Source organism: Polaromonas sp. UBA4122 (assembly GCA_002381615.1).
GTDB lineage: Bacteria > Pseudomonadota > Gammaproteobacteria > Burkholderiales > Burkholderiaceae_C > Polaromonas.
The window spans coordinates 18,910-37,591 of record DFWY01000101.1 but is presented as its reverse complement, the minus strand read 5'-3'; the positions used below and the strand labels follow the sequence as shown (position 1 = coordinate 37,591).

General features: G+C 62.7%; 16 protein-coding genes. 5 read left to right on the top strand and 11 right to left on the bottom strand.

Annotation, left to right across the window (positions count from 1 at the left end; all coding sequences use genetic code 11):
• Positions 1–235: 235 nt before the first annotated feature.
• The 8 genes from B3F77_RS13505 to radA all read right to left on the bottom strand — a co-directional run bounded on the left by B3F77_RS13505 (position 236) and on the right by radA (position 7,448).
• Positions 236–526, bottom strand: coding sequence for a DUF6587 family protein (locus tag B3F77_RS13505; protein WP_293605449.1), 291 nt, complete (start codon positions 524–526; stop codon positions 236–238).
• Positions 526–2,412, bottom strand: coding sequence for a ferrous iron transport protein B (gene feoB, locus B3F77_RS13500; protein ID WP_293605448.1), 1,887 nt, complete (start codon positions 2,410–2,412; stop codon positions 526–528). The genes B3F77_RS13505 and feoB overlap by 1 nt, the downstream gene beginning before the upstream one ends.
• 21 nt (positions 2,413–2,433) lie before the next feature.
• Positions 2,434–2,733, bottom strand: a complete 300-nt coding sequence (locus B3F77_RS13495; protein ID WP_293605447.1) for a FeoA family protein — start codon at positions 2,731–2,733, stop codon at positions 2,434–2,436.
• A gap of 261 nt (positions 2,734–2,994) precedes the next feature.
• Positions 2,995–4,026, bottom strand: a complete 1,032-nt coding sequence (gene waaF, locus B3F77_RS13490) for a lipopolysaccharide heptosyltransferase II (protein WP_293605446.1) — start codon at positions 4,024–4,026, stop codon at positions 2,995–2,997.
• Positions 4,027–4,072: 46 nt separating this feature from the next.
• Positions 4,073–4,279, bottom strand: a complete 207-nt coding sequence (locus B3F77_RS13485) for a zinc-finger domain-containing protein (RefSeq protein ID WP_293605445.1) — start codon at positions 4,277–4,279, stop codon at positions 4,073–4,075.
• A 105-nt stretch (positions 4,280–4,384) separates the two neighbouring features.
• On the bottom strand, positions 4,385–5,323 hold the full coding sequence (locus B3F77_RS13480; RefSeq protein WP_293605444.1) for a branched-chain amino acid transaminase: 939 nt from the start codon (positions 5,321–5,323) through the stop codon (positions 4,385–4,387).
• A gap of 102 nt (positions 5,324–5,425) precedes the next feature.
• Positions 5,426–5,839: a glycerate kinase gene (locus B3F77_RS13475; protein WP_293605443.1), complete on the bottom strand. Its 414-nt coding sequence runs from the start codon at positions 5,837–5,839 to the stop codon at positions 5,426–5,428.
• Between the two features lie 220 nt (positions 5,840–6,059).
• Positions 6,060–7,448, bottom strand: coding sequence for a DNA repair protein RadA (radA, locus tag B3F77_RS13470; protein ID WP_293605442.1), 1,389 nt, complete (start codon positions 7,446–7,448; stop codon positions 6,060–6,062).
• Positions 7,449–7,523: 75 nt separating this feature from the next.
• Between radA and B3F77_RS13465 the strand changes: the two genes are divergently transcribed.
• The 3 genes from B3F77_RS13465 to B3F77_RS13455 are packed head-to-tail and all read left to right on the top strand — an operon-like array spanning position 7,524 to position 10,250.
• On the top strand, positions 7,524–8,345 hold the full coding sequence (locus tag B3F77_RS13465) for an HpcH/HpaI aldolase/citrate lyase family protein (protein WP_293605441.1): 822 nt from the start codon (positions 7,524–7,526) through the stop codon (positions 8,343–8,345).
• Positions 8,335–9,345 carry a 2-dehydropantoate 2-reductase gene (locus B3F77_RS13460; RefSeq protein ID WP_293605440.1) on the top strand — a complete coding sequence of 337 codons (1,011 nt, stop codon included), beginning with the start codon at positions 8,335–8,337 and terminating at the stop codon, positions 9,343–9,345. The genes B3F77_RS13465 and B3F77_RS13460 overlap by 11 nt, the downstream gene beginning before the upstream one ends.
• On the top strand, positions 9,345–10,250 hold the full coding sequence (locus B3F77_RS13455; protein ID WP_293605439.1) for an EamA family transporter: 906 nt from the start codon (positions 9,345–9,347) through the stop codon (positions 10,248–10,250). Before B3F77_RS13460 ends, B3F77_RS13455 begins: the two co-directional genes overlap by 1 nt.
• Before the next feature lie 32 nt (positions 10,251–10,282).
• Here the strand turns inward: B3F77_RS13455 and alr are convergent, their stop codons facing one another.
• Positions 10,283–11,377, bottom strand: coding sequence for an alanine racemase (gene alr, locus B3F77_RS13450; RefSeq protein WP_293605438.1), 1,095 nt, complete (start codon positions 11,375–11,377; stop codon positions 10,283–10,285).
• 179 nt (positions 11,378–11,556) lie between these two features.
• On the opposite strand from alr, the gene lplT reads away from it, so the two are divergent.
• Together lplT and B3F77_RS13440 are read left to right on the top strand one after the other, a co-directional pair.
• The gene (gene lplT / locus B3F77_RS13445) at positions 11,557–12,840 is read left to right on the top strand and encodes a lysophospholipid transporter LplT (RefSeq protein ID WP_293605437.1); all 1,284 of its coding nucleotides are present in this window, start codon (positions 11,557–11,559) and stop codon (positions 12,838–12,840) included.
• A gap of 18 nt (positions 12,841–12,858) precedes the next feature.
• The gene (locus B3F77_RS13440) at positions 12,859–13,734 is read left to right on the top strand and encodes a DMT family transporter (RefSeq protein WP_293605436.1); all 876 of its coding nucleotides are present in this window, start codon (positions 12,859–12,861) and stop codon (positions 13,732–13,734) included.
• Between the two features lie 15 nt (positions 13,735–13,749).
• On the opposite strand, the gene atzF is transcribed toward B3F77_RS13440, so the two are convergent.
• The gene (atzF, locus tag B3F77_RS13435) at positions 13,750–15,579 is read right to left on the bottom strand and encodes an allophanate hydrolase (RefSeq protein ID WP_293605435.1); all 1,830 of its coding nucleotides are present in this window, start codon (positions 15,577–15,579) and stop codon (positions 13,750–13,752) included.
• 11 nt (positions 15,580–15,590) lie between these two features.
• Positions 15,591–18,682 (bottom strand): urea carboxylase (gene uca, locus B3F77_RS13430; protein WP_293605434.1); only part of this gene is annotated, 3,092 nt, incomplete at its 5' end.

Below are 18,682 nucleotides of genomic sequence, written 5' to 3'. Positions count from 1 at the left end.
TTGGGCCAAAAAAACTCGACGACTCCTCCATTTAGGGGATGGTCAGAACAGAAGCCGTGCGCCACAGTCCTTACGTTGCTGTCACAACCATCGAAGCGTGAGGGAATAGAAAAAACGTTGGTAACCCATTGAGTTGATCTCCCAATGATGTCCTCCACGCCAGGAGGGCTTTCAAAAGGCCACCGCGAGGTGGTCTTTTTTTGCGCTGCTGCGCTACCCCTAAATCCACCGACTTTTAAAAACGGCTACTCGAACGCTTTATCGACCCCGGCGAAATGCTGAAGCTCTTGATGGCGGGTTCAGCCTCGCTGGAACCACAACGGCCGCAGCTTCCGCAACCATCCGAGCATGAAGGTGCCGGCGGCTTTTCCGTTTCGAACTTGCTCGCTATACCCATCCATCCCAACCGCCTTGCAGCTCGCGCCATATGAATACGCGCAAACCGCTGTACCGATTGCGGCACATAACGTTTCGCAACCAAGCAGAACGCGTAAACGACAATGATAACGGCGATAGATTCCTGCATTAAGCCCCTCCTGACAAGGCGCGGCTGATTTGATAGGTTGCGAACGATCCAAGATAGGCCAACGCAAACATATAACCCGCCATGGCCAGCGCCGGTTTCCAGGAATTGGTCTCACGCTTGACAATCGAGAGGGTCGAAATACATTGCGGCGCGAATACATACCAGGCCAGCAAAGACAGCGCGGTCGGCAGAGTCCATGTCGCTGCAATCATTGGCGTCAATGTGGTCGCCAGCTGGTCGCCGGTGGCGGATAGTGCATAGACGGTGCCGAGCGCGCCGACCGCGACTTCACGCGCAGCCAGGCCTGGAATTAGCGCAATTGCGATCTGCCAGTTAAACCCAATCGGCGCGAACACCACTTCCAGCAAATGCCCGAGCCGTCCGGCCAGGCTGTATTGGATCGCCGGACCGATCGCACCCACTGGCGGTGCCGGAAAACTGGACAGAAACCACAACAGAATCATCAGCGCCAGAATGATGGTACCGACACGGGTGATGAATATCCTGGTACGTTCCCACAGACCGATGATCAGATTGCGCAGATTCGGCCAATGGTAATTCGGCAGCTCCAGCATCAGCGGCTGGTACTGCCCCTTGCTCATTGTGCGCTTGAGTACATAGGCAACGGCCATTGCGGATACGATGCCGGCAATATACAAGCCAAACAGCACCAGCCCCTGCAAATTGAAAATGCCGACGGAGCGATCGGGAATGAATGCTCCGATGATCAAGGCGTACACCGGCAGCCGCGCCGAACAGGTCATCAGCGGCGCGATCATGATGGTTGCCAGGCGGTCACGCGGATTTTGAATGGTCCGCGTTGCCATGATGCCCGGGATGGCGCAGGCAAAACTCGACAATAGCGGAATAAAGGCCCGGCCTGACAGTCCGACGCTGCCCATCAGCCGGTCCAGCAGGAAAGCAGCGCGTGGCAGATAGCCGGAGTCCTCGAGCGACAGGATGAACAGAAAAAGAATCAGTATCTGCGGCAGGAATACCAGCACGCTGCCGACGCCGGACAGAATGCCGTCGACAACCAGACTGCGCAGGACACCTTCAGGCATGGCGGCGTGCACGGCCTGAGCGAGCCCGTCCACAGCGCTCTTCATCAGGTCCATGGGCAATTTCGACCAGCTGAACACGGCCTGAAAAATCAGGAACAGGAGGACTCCCAGGAGGACGTAGCCGAGCACAGGATGAAGCACAATGGCGTCGATTTTGTCGCCCGTGGTTTGCTCCCTGCCTGCCTTCTTGATGACCGCGTCCAGAATACGGCGGACCTCTCGTTGCGTGGCTTCCAGGCTTGCGGTGTTATCGGTGTTGAATCGCGCTACGCCGTCAGCCGGCATGTCATGCCGCTGAGGCTGCGGTGACATGGTGTCCAGCTGCGCGATCAGCGCCGATCCTCCTCCCGGTTTGACGGCAACGGTTTCAATGACGGGAATGCCCAGCTCGGCCTGCAGCCTGGCCGTGTCAATCACCAGGCCGCGCTTTTGGGCAACGTCGACCATGTTCAAGGCCAATACGGTCGGGCGCTTCAGGCGCAAGACTTCCAGCACAAGACGCAAGTTCAATCGCAAATTCGTGGCGTCTGCAACCAGCACGATCACGTCTGGCGGCGTCTCATCTGCACGGCTGCCGAACAATACGTCGCGCGTGATGGCCTCGTCGGGCGTCATCGCGTTCAGACTGTATGCGCCAGGAAGATCGACGATTTGATAAGAACACGCTGCGGCGGATGTGAACTGCCCCTCTTTGCGTTCGACGGTCACACCGGCATAATTCGCAACTTTTTGCCGGGCGCCGGTTAGACGGTTGAACAATGCGGTTTTACCGCAATTGGGGTTGCCCACTAATGCAAGACGCAGTGGCTGGGTGGTACTCATGTGGCGCCAGTGGAGGTACTGTTACGCAGCATGGAGGTCGGAACGGACCACGTGAATCATCGCGGCTTCGTGTCGCCGCAGCGCGAAGGTAGTGTTGCCCAGTCGCACAGCCATCGGGTCGCCACCAGGAAATGACTCAGCCACGACCCGGACCTTTTCACCTGCGGCAAAACCGAGTTCCCATAGACGCGTTTTAATCGCCAACGCCTCCGCCCCTTCGGTTGACGCCAAGCCAGTCACGGTGGCGCAATCGCCTTTTTTCATTAAAGCAAGGTCAAGCACTTTGTGCTGCATCAAGTTTTCAGGGCGGGTCGAAGTCATCGTTTCTCTTTCAGGATGAACGGCAGCTGCACCGTTTAATGTGATTTTTTGCGGCTTATCGTAAACATGACTATAGCATGTTAATGCTAATGATTCTCAATTGATGCACCATTTGACGCGCGTGTTTGCCGGCCTGTGGGTCTTGCCTGCGCGCTGAAAATTTGCGCCATGACGTCTTTGCAGGTAGCAAGTTCACAGTTATTGCGGACCCGCCACAGCACGTTCGGGTGACTGGGCTGGGAGGCCTGCCGCAGAGCTTCCCTAAAGCGCCTGCAAAACCCGCAACACCCGCGCAGCACTGATGTCATTGAGGCAGCGGGTATGGCCGAGCGGGCATTCGCGCGCAAAGCACGGCGCGCAATCCAGCGGCGGCTGGTAGGAGGGGTCGGTTTTCAGCCACAGCACGGTGGCCTGCTCGTTTAAGGGCGGTGTGTGCAAGGGACTCGACGAGCCAAAAAGGGCCACCTGCGGCACGCCGAACGCGGCGGCCACATGCATCAAACCGGAGTCATTGCTGACCGTGCTTTTGCCGGCGGCAATCAGGCACAGTGCTTGAGGCAGCGAGGTTTTTCCGGCCAGGTTGAGGCATTTTCCTGCCAGCGCCACGTTGACAGGCGCTGCAATCTCGTCGCACAGCGCGGCCTCCTTGCCCGAGCCGAGCAGCACCACCGGCAGGTCGAGCCTGGCGGCCAGTTCTGAAAAATAACGGGCGGGCCAGCGCTTGGCTGGGCCGTATTCGGCACCGGGCGCAAACACGACGTATGCGCCCTGCTGCAAGCCTAAGCCAAGCAGCGTTTGCTCGATCTCCGCTGCGTCCATTTTTAGCTGCGGCCGGTCGTTTTCCAGATCATGCTCGCCGCTGAGGGCGGAATAAAACGCCACCATGGGCGGCTTGTTTTTGGGGTTTTTGAGCCGGTGCGTGAGCAAGCCCACGCGCGCCTCGCCGAGGTAGCCGATGCGGTTTGGAATACTGGCCAAAAACGGCAGCAGCGCGCTTTTCAGCGAGTTGGGGAGTACGTAGGCGTTGTCAAACTTGCCTTCGATGCGCTGGGCTATTGCGCGACGCGCCTTGAATTGCAGTCCGCCATGCGCAAACGGAAATTCAATGACATCGGCCACTTGCGGCATGGCGCGGTACACCGGCGCCACCCACGGCAAGGCCCCTACTGTAATGCGTTCGCCACGCGCGTGCAGCCGGCGCAGCAAGGGCTCGGTCATCACCGCGTCGCCTATCCATTGCGGCGCGATGATTAAAGAATTTGGGCTGGATCCCGATTCAGGACGATGCTTCATCCGGCGTGAGCCGCATCAAACGAAATTGGGCCCTGACCCCGATTCTTTAATGCCCATGAAAATGTTCGCCGTCCTTGAGCTTGTACAGCGTGCCGCAATAAGGGCATTTGGCTTGGCCGGTGTGCGCCACATCCAGGTAGACCTTGGGGTGGCTGTTCCACAGCTTCATGTCGGCTTTGGGGTTGGGGCAAAACACGCCGCCTTGGGGGTTGAGGTCGGAGGCTAATAGCTCAACGGTGAATGATGTACTCATAAATTCCTTAAGAAGTTGCGTGCAGCGCCGCCGGGCCGTCCCAAGGCGACTGCAGCCCCTCGGGGGGCAGCGCAATACACGAAGTGACAAGCGTGGGGGCCATATTTAAACCTTGCTCAGCCAGGAGGCGTATTTCGGGTTGCGCCCGTTCACAATATCAAAGTATGCGCTCTGGATTTTTTCGGTGATCGGCCCGCGTGAGCCAGCGCCAATCTCGATGCGATCCAGCTCGCGGATTGGCGTGACCTCAGCGGCCGTGCCGGTGAAGAAAGCTTCGTCGGCGATGTACACCTCATCGCGCGTGATGCGCTTTTGCACCAATTCCAACCCCAGGTCTTGGCAGATGTGCAGGACGGTGTTGCGCGTGATGCCGTTGAGCGCGCCAGCCGACAGATCGGGCGTATAGACCACGCCGCCCTTGACCACAAAAATGTTTTCGCCAGACCCTTCGCTGACAAAGCCCGATGCGTCGAGCAGCAAGGCTTCGTCGTAGCCGTCATCCAGCGCTTCCATATTGGCCAGAATGGAGTTGGTGTAGTTGCTCACCGCCTTGGCCTGCGTCATGGTGATGTTGACGTGGTGGCGCGTGAAGCTGGAAATCTTGACGCGGATGCCGCGCTTCATGCCTTCCTCGCCCAGGTAAGCGCCCCAGGCCCAGGCCGCCACCATCAGGTGAATCTTGTTGCCTTTGGGGCTGACGCCGAGTTTTTCCGAGCCGATCCAGGCGAGCGGGCGCACGTAGCAGCTCTCCAGATGGTTCTCGCGCACCACGGCCTTCTGGGCTTCGTTGACCTCTTCCTTGCTGAAAGGAATCTTCATGCGCAGGATTTTGGCGCTGTTGAACAGACGCTCGGTGTGCTCTTCCAGCCGAAAAATAGCCGTGCCCTCGGCCGTTTTGTAGGCGCGCACGCCTTCAAAAGCGCCACAGCCGTAATGCAGGGTGTGGCTCAGCACGTGAATTTTGGCGTCACGCCAGTCGACCATCTGGCCGTCCATCCAGATTTTGCCGTCGCGGTCTTCCATGGAGGGTGCTACTGGGGACATGATGCGGATCCTGTGGTGATTGTGATGAAGTGATTCTTGAAAATCGGGAGTGCCCGCCCGCAGGCAACCCAGGGAGCCGGTACAAAACCCGAAACATTGATTTTACGGGGCGGGCGGCGGGCCGTCTTGAGCGGGCCTGAAAAGCGCGTGGTGCGACAGTTTACCGCCCACAAAGGTGCAGGTCACATGCGACTGCGTGCCGTCGGTCCAGCGAAACACCTCGGGCTGCTCGCTCTTGGCGGACTTGAGTTCGCCTAGCGCCCGCGTCATGGCCACCACATGCAGCAGCGTCATGCCGGGCAAGAGCTTGGCATTGAGCATGACGGCGCTGTCGACATAGCCGATGGGCCGGTTGGCAGCGCGCTTCAAGACCTGCATCATGCGGGTGAAGTGCAGCAGCACCCACATCACCAAACCCGCGGCAGCCGCAGCCACGCCAGCCCAGCCGTAAAACCGGTAAGCCAGCACCACGACCGCAACGCCGGCGACAGGAACAAAAATTTTCTGGAAGTTCATGCCCGCTATTTTCGCAGGCACGGCGCGCAGGCGGCGTTGTGGGGAGTGCGTACCGGACTGAAAACCGTTTCCCTGCATTTTTTAAAGACATTTCAGCCTCTGGCCCATATGGCACGGTCGTAGTCAGCTACCATTTTTATAGCGAACGATATCAGCCTATGACAGACCGTGCGCTTCATGGTGTGTTCTGACTGCCTGACTCAGTTCAGTTCAGTTCAGTTCAGTTCAGGCTGCGCACGAGTTCCATCGCCTGCTCGATGCGCTCGACGGCGTGGATGGTCAAACCCTCAAAGGCCTTGTCATTCTTTTTCGGTGCATTGGCCTTGGGCACCACCGCCACGCTAAAGCCAAGCTTGGCGGCCTCTTTCAGCCGCTCCTGGCCGCGCGGGGCGGGGCGCACCTCGCCGGCCAGCCCGACCTCGCCAAATGCGATAAACCCCTTGGGCAGCGGCTTGCCGCGCAGGCTGGAGGTGATCGCCAGCATCACGGCCAGGTCGGCCGCCGGCTCGCTGATGCGCACGCCGCCCACTGCATTCACAAACACGTCTTGGTCCGCGCAGGCTACGCCGGCGTGGCGGTGCAGCACGGCTAGCAACATGGCCAGCCGGTCGCGGTCCAGGCCCACCGACAAACGCCGCGGACTCGGGCCGCCGCCATCGACCAGCGCCTGAATTTCCACCAGCATGGGCCGCGTGCCCTCCAGCGTGACCAGCACGCAGCTGCCGGGCACCGGCTCGCTGTGCTGGCTCAGAAAGATGGCGCTCGGATTCGTCACGCCCTTCAAACCTTTTTCGGTCATGGCGAACACGCCGATTTCATTGACTGCGCCAAAGCGGTTTTTGATGGCGCGCACCAGGCGAAAACTCGAATGCGTGTCACCTTCAAAATACAGCACGGTATCGACCATGTGCTCCAGCACGCGCGGGCCGGCCAGCGCACCGTCCTTGGTGACATGGCCGACCAGCACGATGCAGACACCGCTGGACTTGGCCGCGCGCGTCAGGTGCGCCGCGCATTCGCGCACTTGCGCGACCGAGCCGGGCGCCGAAGTAAGCTGCTCGGAATACACCGTCTGGATGGAGTCGATCACGGCAATCGCCGGCTGGGTGGCCTCCAGTGTGGCGAGGATTTTCTCGAGCTGGGTTTCGGCCAGCACCTTGACCTGCGAACCGTGCAGCCCCAGCCGCCGCGAGCGCAGCGCCACTTGCGCGCCACTTTCTTCGCCGGTGACATAAAGCGTGTTCAGGCCGGTGCGCTGCAGCGAGTCCAGCGCCTGCAGCAGCAGGGTGGATTTGCCAATGCCCGGATCGCCGCCAATCAGCACCACGCCGCCCTCCACAATGCCGCCGCCCAGCACGCGGTCCAGCTCCTCATGGCCGGTGGGGGTGCGCGTCATGTCGGTGGCGTCAATGTCGGCCAGCGCGGTGACTTCCGAGGCCTTGGCCAGCGACTGGAACGGGGTGCTGTAGCGGTTTTTGACCGGCGAAGTGCTTTCAGCGACCGATTCAATCAGCGTGTTCCACGCGTTGCAATGCGGGCATTTGCCCAGCCACTTGGGGCTGGTGCCACCGCATTCGGTGCAGGTGTAGATGGTTTTTTCCTTGGCCATGCGCCCGATGATACTGTATGTACTTACAGTTTTTTTGTTGTCACAATTCAACTCACCTTCCCATTGAAAACGACCATGCACACTCCCATCAACACCTTCAAGCAAGCCCTGCACAACAAGCAGCCGCAAATCGGCCTGTGGATCGATCTGGCCGATGGCTATTGCGCCGAAATCATGGCCGGCACCGGCTACGACTGGCTGCTGATTGATGGCGAGCACGGACCCAACGACTTGCGTACCGTGCTCGCGCAGTTGCAGGGCATCGCCAGCGCCAGGGCTTCCTTCCCGGGCCTGGCCACACACCCGATCGCGCGTGTGCCGGTCGGGGAAGCCGCGATCATCAAACAATACCTCGACCTCGGCGCGCAAACCCTGCTCGTGCCCATGGTGGACAGCGCCGAGCAGGCCGCGCAGCTGGTGCAGGCCATGCGCTATCCGCCCGATGGCATCCGCGGCATGGGCAGCGCCGTGGCCCGCTCCTCGCGCTGGCAGGGCTATCCCAATTACATCCATGAAGCCAACGCCCAGGTCTGCCTGCTGGTGCAGGCGGAAACCGTCGAGTCGCTGCGCAACCTCGATGCCATTGCCGCCACCCCAGGCGTGGACGGCGTATTCATCGGTCCGGCCGACCTGTCGGCCTCGATGGGCTTTCCCGGCAACCCGGATCACCCCGCGGTGCAGGCCGCCATGGCCGACGCCATCGCGCGCATTCTCCAGGCCGGCAAGGCGCCGGGCATACTCTCCACCTCCGAGGCGCAGGCGCGCAAATGGCTTGATGCCGGCGCGCTGTTCGTCGCCGTGGGTGTGGACACCATGCTGCTGACCGGCGCAGCGCGCGAGTTGCTCGCGAAATTCAAGGCCCCCGGGCACAGGACGGAAGCGGCCCGTGGCTACTGAAACCGGCGCAGCCGCTGCTCATTTCCACCGGGTTTGCATTTACGGCGCGGGCGCCATCGGCGGCTGGATAGGCAGCGGGCTGGCTCGGGCGGGCTGTAACGTCAGCGTGGTCGCGCGCGGCGCGACGCTGGACGCCCTGCAGCTGCACGGCCTGCGCCTGCATCAGGGCGGGCGCGTGACCTCGCAAGCGGTGGCATCCAGCGCCGCGCCGACTGACCTGGGCGTGCAGGACCTGGTGGTGCTGGCCGTCAAGGCGCCTTCGCTGCCCGAAGTTGTTCGGCAGATGGCACCGCTGATGGGCCCGAACACCATGGTCCTGACCGCCATGAACGGCGTTCCGTGGTGGTTTTTGCAGGGCTTTGGCGGCATGCTGGCGGGCCAACGCCTGACGTCAGTGGACCCCACCGGCGCACTGGCCCAGGCTATTGAAGGGCAGCACATCATCGGCTGCGTGGTGCATGCGAGCTGCTCGCTGGATGGCCCCGGTCTGGTGCGCCACCACTTTGGCAACAAGCTCATTCTGGGTGAGCCTTCGGGCAAGAAAACCGCCCGGGTGCAACAGCTCGCCGCGCTGCTGGGAAAAGCCGGTTTCGAAGCCCCGGTGTCCGACCAGATCCAGAAAGACATCTGGTTCAAGCTCTGGGGCAACATGAGCGTCAACCCGATCAGCGCCCTGACCGGCGCCACCACCGACCGCATCCTGGGCGACGAGCTGGTGCGCGGTTTTATCTCCAGCGTGATGCTGGAAGCCAAGGAAATAGGCGCACGCATAGGCATTCCTATCGACCAGCAACCCGAAGACAGGCACCAGGTCACCCGCAAGCTGGGCGCCTTCAAGACGTCGATGCTGCAGGATGTAGAGGCCGGCAAGGCCGTCGAGCTGGACGCGCTGGTGACCGTGGTAAAGGAGCTGGGCGAGCTGACGAAGGTGCCCACCCCCTTCACCGATGCGCTGCTGGGCCTGGCGCGGCTGCACGCCAGCGTACGCGGGCTCTACTGATGGCAGGCCCAGGCAAGGCCATCAGTGGCACTGCCTTCGCCACGCTGCTGCTCATCGCGCTGATGATGGGTGCCAACCATGTGGCGGCACGCATCGCCTTCAACAACGGGGTGGATGTGGCCACTGCGGTGGTGTTCCGCAGCGGCATCACGGCCTTGGTGATTGTGGCCATCCTGAGCCTGCAGCGTGTACGGGTGCGCTTCAGCGCGCGCCACAAGCGCATGCTGCCAGTGATCGGGCTGTTGATCGGCATCCAGAGCCTGTGCCTGTATTCGTCGGTGGCACGGCTGCCGGTGGCGCTGGCGCTGCTGGCGTTTAACACCTATCCGATCTGGACCGCGCTATGGGCCTGGCTGATTTACCGACAGCGGCCGGAGCGCGCCATGCTGGTCGCCATGCCCGTGATCCTGCTGGGACTGGCGCTGGCGCTGGATGTGCTGGGCGCAGCATCAGGCCTGGGCGCGTCGGGCCAGTGGGCGCGCATCGGCGCGGGCGTGGCCTTCGCGCTGGCGGCAGCCGGCACTTTCGGGCTGGCCCTGGTCATCACGCAGCATGAAGCCGCCGATGTCGATGGCCGGGTGCGCACGGCCACCACCATGACGATGGCCAGCCTCCTGGCCCTGACCATGGTGGCCAGCCAGGGCGGCTTTCACCTGCCTCAGGCCACAGCCGGCTGGTGGGGACTGGCCATGCTCACTTTTCTCTACGGCACGGCGTTCACCATCATGTTCACCGTGTTGCCCAAGCTCGGCGTGGTCGGCAACGCGGCCATCATGAACGTGGAGCCCGTGTTCGCACTGGTGCTGGCCTGGCTGATTCTTGGCCAAGCCATTGCGCCGGTGCAAGTGGCGGGGGCTTTGCTTGTTGTTGGGGCGGTGATGGCGCTGGGCCTGCGCAAGCGCTGATCAGCCGGGTCTTGCCCCGACCTCAACAAAACTCAATCAGCAAGAACCGGCACCCGCAGCGCCAGCGCGCACATCAACTCGTAGCCGACGGTCCCGCCCGCCTGCGCCACCTCGTCAATGGGCAGCGCGGCGCCACCTGAAGACTGGCCCCACAAGGTCACCTCCGCGCCCATCCCGGCATCAGGCACAGGTGTCAGGTCCACCGTGATCATGTCCATGCTCACCCGGGCCACCATGCGCGTGCGCACGCCGTTCACCAGCACGGGCGTGCCGGTGCTGCAGTGCCTGGGATAACCGTCGGCATAACCGCAGGCGACCACGCCGATGCGCAGCGGCCCATCGGCGGTGAAACCGGAGCCGTAGCCCACGGTGTCACCGGCCACCAGGTGCTGCACGCCGATGATTCGGGAGGCCAGCGTCATCGTGGGCTGCAGGCCCCAGTCGGCGGCGCTGTGATCGGGAAAGTCGGGTGCGCTGCCGTACACCGCGATGCCGGGCCGTACCCAGTCGGATCGCCCGGCCAGCACCTCACCATGGCGCAGCGTGGCGGCGCTGTTGCTGAGCGTGCGCTCGCCGGGCAGGTCATGGGTCACGGCGTCAAAGGCCTTGAGTTGCACGGCGATGCCTTTGGGGCCGTCGGCGTCGGAGAAATGTGTCATCAGCGAAATCTCATCGACCTGCGGCAAGGCGTTCAGGCGCGTCCAGGCGGCGCGGTAGCGCTCGGGCGTGAAACCCAGACGGTTCATGCCTGAGTTCATTTTGAGAAAAACGCGGTGCGGCAACCGGGTCTTGTGGGCGGCGAGCCAATCGATTTGCTCGTTGCAGTGGATGGCGTGCCAAAGGCCAAGGCGCGAACACAACTCCAGGTCGCGTGCGTCAAAGCAGCCTTCCAGCAGCAGGATGGGGCCACGCCAGTCGAGTGCACGCAGGCGCTGCGCCTCGGCCAGATCGAGCAGGGCAAAACCGTCGGCGCTGCGCAACGCGTCAAAAACACGCTCAATGCCGTGGCCGTAGGCATTGGCCTTGACGACAGCCCAGACCCGCGCGTCAGGCGCGGCCGCACGGGCGCGCGCGAGGTTGTGGCTCAGCGCTGCAGTGTGAATGGTGGCAAAAATGGGACGTGGCATGGCGCAATGGTGTGGTGGGTTTATGGCGGCGAGTCGGCGTTGGCGCAATCCTGTTAAGGGTCTTTATGGATTCTGACACCGGCCCCCATGCTATAAACCTGCATCGTTTGGAGACATTCACCCTTATCTTGCGGCATCAGATCAGCTGATGCATTTAATGCGGTAATCAATACAGTTTAATGAAGCGCGGTTTTTACACCATCATGGCGGCCCAATTTTTCAGCTCGCTGGCTGATAACGCGCTGTTTGTATCCGCCGTGGAACTGCTCAAAACCAGCGGGGCGCCGAAGTGGCAGCCTGCCGCGCTGGTGCCGATGTTTGCGCTGTTTTACGTGGTTTTGGCGCCTTTTGTTGGGGCTTTTGCAGATGCGCGGCCCAAGGGCCAGGTCATGTTTGCGAGCAATGCCATCAAGATCGTCGGTTGCCTGATGATGCTGTTTGGCTCGCATCCTTTGATGTCATATGCCATTGTCGGGCTGGGCGCTGCCGCTTATTCGCCCGCCAAATACGGCATCCTGACCGAATTGCTGCCGGCCTCGCAACTGGTCAAGGCCAATGGCTGGATTGAGGGACTGACGATTTCATCGATCATTCTCGGGGTGCTGCTGGGCGGCCAGCTGGTCGGCCATTCGGTGTCCCGCCTACTGCTGTCGTTTGACTTTCCGATGATCGACACCGGCATTGACACCGCACCCGAAGCGGCAATTTCGGCGCTGATACTGCTGTACATCATTGCCGCATGGTTCAACACGCGCATCCCGAACACCGGCGTTGAAATGCGGCCCATGCCGCGCAACAAGCTGGAGCTGCTACCCGATTTCTGGAACTGCAACGCGGCGCTGTGGCGCGACAAGCTGGGACAGATCTCGCTGGCCACGACCACGCTGTTCTGGGGTGTCTCAGGCAACCTGCGCTACATCGTGCTGGCGTGGAGTGCGGCGGCCCTGGGCTATAGCACCACGCAAGCGTCTTCACTGGTGGGCGTGGTGGCGATTGGCACGGCGGTGGGGGCCGTGCTGGCCTCGATGCGCATGCGTCTGGACCAGGCGGCCAAGGTCATGCCCCTGGGCATTGCCATGGGTGTGCTGGTCATTTTGATGAACTTCATTAGCAACGTCTGGGTGGCTGCACCTTTCCTGATTCTGCTGGGCGGCCTGGGCGGGTTTCTGGTGGTTCCGATGAATGCGCTGCTGCAGCACCGCGGGCACAACCTCATGGGCTCGGGACGCTCGATTGCCGTGCAGAATTTCAACGAGCAGGCTTGCATTTTGAGTCTGGGGGCTTTCTACAGTCTCTCAACCGGCATGGGCCTGTCAGCCTTTGGCGCCATTACCGCCTTTGGTGTGGTCGTCGTCAGTTTCATGTGGCTGATCCAGCGCTGGCACAAAAGCAACTGCCTCAAATACAAAGAGCAGCTTGACCACTTGTTGAGCATCGCCCGCAGCGACAACCATCACGGTTGATGGCGACGGCGCGGGCGCATGCAAAACTCCCTGCTTCCTGCTCTGGCCCTGGTGCTCAACGCGCTGGTCTGGGGCGTGTCCTGGTGGCCATTTCGCGAACTCCAGCGCCATGGACTGCACCCCTTGTGGGCCACGGCCATCATCTTTGTCTTCTCACTGCTGTGCCTGTTGCTGGTCAGGCCCGGCGCCTGGCGCGGCCTGCTGCGGCACCCGATGCTGTGGCTGCTGATGGCCGCCTCAGGGCTGACCAATGTTGGGTTCAATTGGGCCGTGACGATGGGCGACGTAGTGCGCGTGGTGTTGCTGTTTTACCTGATGCCGGCCTGGGTGGTGCTGCTGGCCTGGCCACTGCTGGGTGAGCGGCCGGGCGCCGGCTCGCTCTTGCGGCTCGCGCTGGCCCTGACCGGCCTGGTCATTGTGCTCAAGACACCGGCGTCCCCCTGGCCCGTGCCTGAGAGTCTGGCCGACTGGCTGGCACTCATGGGCGGCTTCAGCTTTGCCCTGACCAACATCCTGCTGCGCCGGCTCAACCAGACCCCCGGCGAGTCGCGCATCCTGGCCATGTTTGGCGGCGGCGCGCTCATGGCCACAGGGGCTGCAGTCAGCGGTATGGGGTTGGGCCTGATGGCTGCACCGCCAGCACCCAGTAGCGCCTGGATCGGCGTGGCCATACTCATCAGCCTGGCGTTTCTCGCCGGCAATCTGGCGCTGCAGTATGGCGCCTCGCGCCTGAGCGCGAGCACCACCTCGCTCATCATGCTTTCGGAGGTGGTGTTTGCCAGCGCCTCATCGGTCATGCTCGGCGCGGGCGAACTGTCGGCGCGCACGCTGTTCGGCGGCGGCCTGATCCTTCTGGCCGTCCTGCTCGCAGCCGGCTCATCGCAGACGACCTGAACCCAGGCCCTCCCCTCAGGAGACGCTGCGCAGATAGCTGCGCCATCCGCCGAAGTGGGTGATGTCCTGTGCCTGGGCGCTTGCATACGCCTCACAGACAAAGCCCTGCACCTGGGTGCCGTCTTCCAGCGCCACGGTGCCCATCCCCAAGGGGGCCGGAATGCCAGCCACAAAAGAACCAAATTCGCGCGCTGGCAGTTCCCACACCTCCATCTCGATGGCAGCACCACCCTCGTCAACCCGCAGCATGCCGGGGCGCCTGGGTGGCCCGCCCGGTAGCGCGAACAGCTTGTAGCAGGGTGCGCTACGCACCAGCCGCACCAGCCGTGCGCCGCGCTGCGTCAATTGCCCATTCAAGGGCAAGCCGCTCAAATGTGCGCCGCAAACGGCCACCTGGACCTGACCCGAGGGAAACGGTGAACCATCCGGCGTGGCACTGGCCAGGCGGTGCGGGGCGTGCGGCGTTGCGCCCACTGTGGGCACCGTGCGCGCGTGCAGGCGCGAGGCTAGCGTAAGCAGGGGTAGGTCCTGTCCGGCAGGCGCCACCAGCGTCACACCCCAGGGCAGGCCCGCCAGCGCGCCACTCATGAAACCGGTGGGCACCGCGACCGCCGAAAGGTCCAGCAGATTCACGTAGTTGGTGTAGTGGCCCAGATTGGAATTAAGCCGGATCGGGTCGGCCTGCACCGCGTCGATGGTGTAAATGGTGCCGGCTGTGGGCGTGATCAGGCAGTCTATGTCTTCCCATACCGGCCGGGTCTGCCGCTCCAGCTCTTTGAGACGGTACAACGCTGCAAAGGTATCCGGAGCGGAAATCTGCGCCCCTTTTTCAGTGATCGCGCGCGTGACGGGGTGCAGCGCCTGCGGCTGTGCCTCGATGAACGGCCGGATGGCCTGATACCGCTCGGCCACCCAAGGGCCTTCATAAAGCAAGGTGGCCACCGCGCGAAATGGCGTGAGGTCCACCTCCACGGGCGTGCCGCCCAGCACACGCAAGTGCGCTACGGCCTGGGCAAACTGCGCGGGGCCTTCGGGGTTGCCATGGAATTCAAGGTCGGCCTCGCGCGGAATGCCGAAGCGAAAGCTGCTGGCCGCACCGAAGTTGTAGCCATGCGGGGGCATGGTCCGCGAGTATGCATCCAGCGGATCCTCACCTTGTGCCGCACCCAGCACCGTGGCCGCATCAGCCGCAGTGAGCGCAAACACCGACACTGCGTCGAGCGTGCGACAGGCAGGCACCACGCCCGTGGCAGGAATTCGGCCGCAGGTGGGTTTCAGACCCACCAGGTTATTGAACATTGCCGGCACACGGCCTGAACCAGCGGTATCCGTGCCCAGTGAAAAGCTGGCCAGCCCAAGTGCGACCGCGACGGCCGAGCCTGCGGATGAACCGCCTGACACGTAGTCCGGGTTGATGCTGTTGCGGCAGGCCCCATACGGCGAGCGCACCCCTACCAGGCCGGTCGCAAACTGATCGAGATTGGTCTTGCCCACGGGGATCGCTCCGGCCGCGATCAGCCGCTGCACCACGGTAGCGCTGGCCTCCGGCGTGTAGGCAAACTCCGGGCAAGCGGCCGTGGTGGGGATGCCTGCCAGGTCGATGTTGTCCTTGATGGCAAACGGAATGCCGTACAGGGGCAGAGTCTTCGCGTCAGCCTTCTCCAGTGCGACAGCATAGGCGTGCATTTCATCGAGCATCAGGCGGCGGATCCACAGGTGGCGATCCAGGGCAGCATCTTCCGCCAGCATCTGTTCATGCAGCAGTTTCACCAGCAGTGCCGGCGTCAGACTGCCATCGAGGTAGCGGGCCCGCAGGGCGGGAATTGAAAGATCCAGTCGCATCATCACCTCCTTGTTTAACGCATCAGCACGAGCGGTTGCCCAGCTGTCACGGACTGGCCTTCGGCGCACAGAAGCTGCTCGATACGGCCATCGCAATGGGCGTGCACGGTGATTTCCATCTTCATGGACTCGATCACCAGCAGCGTCTGCCCAGCCTTCACTTCGGCCCCCACCTCAACCTGCACGGACCAGACGCCGCCCGAAACCTGTGAGGCAACGACTTCGCCGTCAAAAGCCTGGGCCGCAGCGGCGTGGGCATCCGCGTCGTCGGAGGTAGCGGTATCGGTCGCCTCGGACACGCCCGCCAGGCGCCAGCGTTCACGCTCGGCCTCAAAGGCGGCCTGCTGGCCCTGTTTGAAATCCTTGATCGAAGCGTCGTTGTCACGCAAGAAGCGCTGGTAATTCGACAGGCGAAAAACCCCTTCCTCAATGCGCAGGGAAGCACGCCCGGCAATGAAGTCCTTGCGATAGGCCAGCAACTCCTCGGCACCCATCGGGTAGAAGCGAATCTGGTCGAAAAAGCGCAGCAGCCAGGGCTTGCCCTCAGGGAACTCGCGCGTCTCCCGCCAGCGGTTCCACATTTGCACCGTACGACCGACGAACTGGTAGCCGCCCGGGCCTTCCATGCCATACACGCACAGGTAGGCCCCCCCGATTCCCACGGCGTTTTCAGGGGTCCAGGTGCGTGCCGGGTTGTACTTGGTGGTCACGAGCCGGTGCCTTGGGTCCAGCGGCGTGGCTACAGGCGCGCCGAGGTACACGTCACCGAGACCGAGCACCATGTAGCTGGCGTCGAACAGGATGTCATAGACCGCCTGGATATCGGGCAGACCGTTGATGCGGCGGATGAACTCGATATTGCTCGGGCACCAGGGCGCATCGGCGCTGACCGACTGCATGTATTTTTCGATGGCCAGCTTCGTGGCAGGGTCGTCCCACGACAGCGGCAGCCAGACCGTGCGGCTCGGCACCTCAATGTCATCGGCAGCAACCAGTCCGGCCTGCGCTTGCAGCAGCCTGTCCATCAGGTGCGGCAGCGGCAGACGTAACGGATCGTAATGAACCTGCAGCGAGCGGATGCCCGGGGTCAAGTCAATGACGCCATTCAAGCGGCCCTCGTCGCGCCAGGTCTGCAAGCGCGTCATCAGGGCGTGTACCAAAAAGCGCAATGTCAGGTCCAGCTTGAGCTCACCAAATTCGATCAGCACATAGGCGTCACCCGCGCGTCGGTAAACCACCTCGACGCCATTGCCCTGGGCGGGTGAGCGGTGCAGCACGGCGGCATCCAGCGGCTGGCTCTGCGCCGGGCCAAGCACGGGTGGCAGATCGATATCCGACTCCGCAGGCGCCGGCACGGCCAGTGCTATGTGTTGGGCCCTCGCCAGCTCGGCCGCCTCTTCCTGCTGCAAAGGCTTGAAGCGCACCGTATTGCCGGGTGAAAGCTGGCCCAGCTTCCACAACTCAGCCTGTACCACGGTGGCCGGGCACACGAAACCGCCCAGGCTAGGGCCGTCAGGCCCAAGGATCACCGGCATGTCTCCAGTGAAGTCGATGGCGCCGATGGCATAGGCGTTGTCGTGGATGTTCGAGGGGTGCAGACCGGCCTCGCCACCATCGCGTCTGGCCCACGTTGGCTTGGGGCCGATCAGCCGCACACCGGTGCGGCTCGAGTTGTAGTGCACCTGCCAATCGGTGGCAAAAAACATCTCGATGTCACCTGGCGTGAAGAAGTCGGGGGCGGCATGCGGCCCGATCAGCACGCCGATGTCCCAGTGCGGGCCATAAATCGGCGCCAAGGTCGCCGCCGTCTCGGCATCCATGGCCGGCAAGGCAGCCGTCTGGCCCACATGCAGCACATCGCCGGCACGCAGCACCCGGCCGCCATGGCCGCCAAACTGGCCGAGGGTAAAGGTCGAGCCGCTGCCCAGATAGCTGGGCACGTCGATACTGCCGCTCACAGACAAATAGGCACGGCTGCCCGCACCCGTCACGCGGCCAATGCGCAGCGTCTGCCCGGCAACCACCGAAAGCGCCTTGCCCATGGGCACTGGCGCACCGTCCAGCGTCAGCTCGATGGGAGCGCCCGTGACAGCCACCTGCTGCGCACTGCGAAAGCTCAGGATCGGGCCGGCGACCGTGATCTCGAGCGCCGCATCACCCTCGCGGTTACCCACGAGCCGGTTGGCCAGGCGCAGCGCCAGCCCGTCCATTGGGCCCGAGGGCGGCACCCCCACGTCCCAATAGCCGAGCCGGCCCGGCCAGTCCTGCACCGAGGTTTGCACGCCCGGGCTGAGCACGTCGATGGCATGGCTGGGCGCCGCGAATGTGGCAAGGCTTCGCGTGGTGTGGAGCCCTTCGCAAAATGGCACAAAAGATATCAGCCCGCGCAGGTAATCGAGATTGGACTCCAGCCCCGCGATGCGGGTCTCGCTCAAGGCCTGGCCCAAGCGCGCAAGGGCCTGCTCGCGGTTGTCGCCATGCGCGATCAGTTTGGCCAGCATCGGGTCGTAATGCGCACTGACCTCGGTGCCGCGTTCGATCCAGGTATCCACCCGCAGATCGCGCGGAAAATGCACCTCGGTCAGCAGGCCGGTCGACGGCTGAAAATTTTTCGCCGGGTCCTCGGCGTACAGGCGTGCCTGCACCGCATGTCCGCGCGGCACAACCTGCAGCGTATGCAAAGGCGGCATATCCCCGGCCGCCAGACGAACCATCCACTCCACCAGATCCACACCGGTGACGGCCTCGGTCACACCGTGCTCGACCTGCAGGCGCGCATTGACTTCGAGAAAAAAGAACTCTTGCGTTGTCGCATCGACCACAAACTCGACCGTGCCGGCCGAACGGTAGGACGCCGTCCGGGCCAGCTTGCGTGCAGTCTCCAGCAGGGCCTGACGGACCTCTTCGCGCAGGTTCGGCGCCGGTGTTTCCTCGACTACTTTTTGGTTGCGCCGCTGCAGCGAACAATCACGCTCGCCAAGCGCCAGCACCTCGCCCGCGCCATCCCCGAAGATCTGCACTTCAATATGGCGGGGGGCGGGGGTGTTGCGCTCCAGAAAAACCCCGGCCCCGGGAAAAGCTGGCTCTTTTTCACATCTCCCACCCC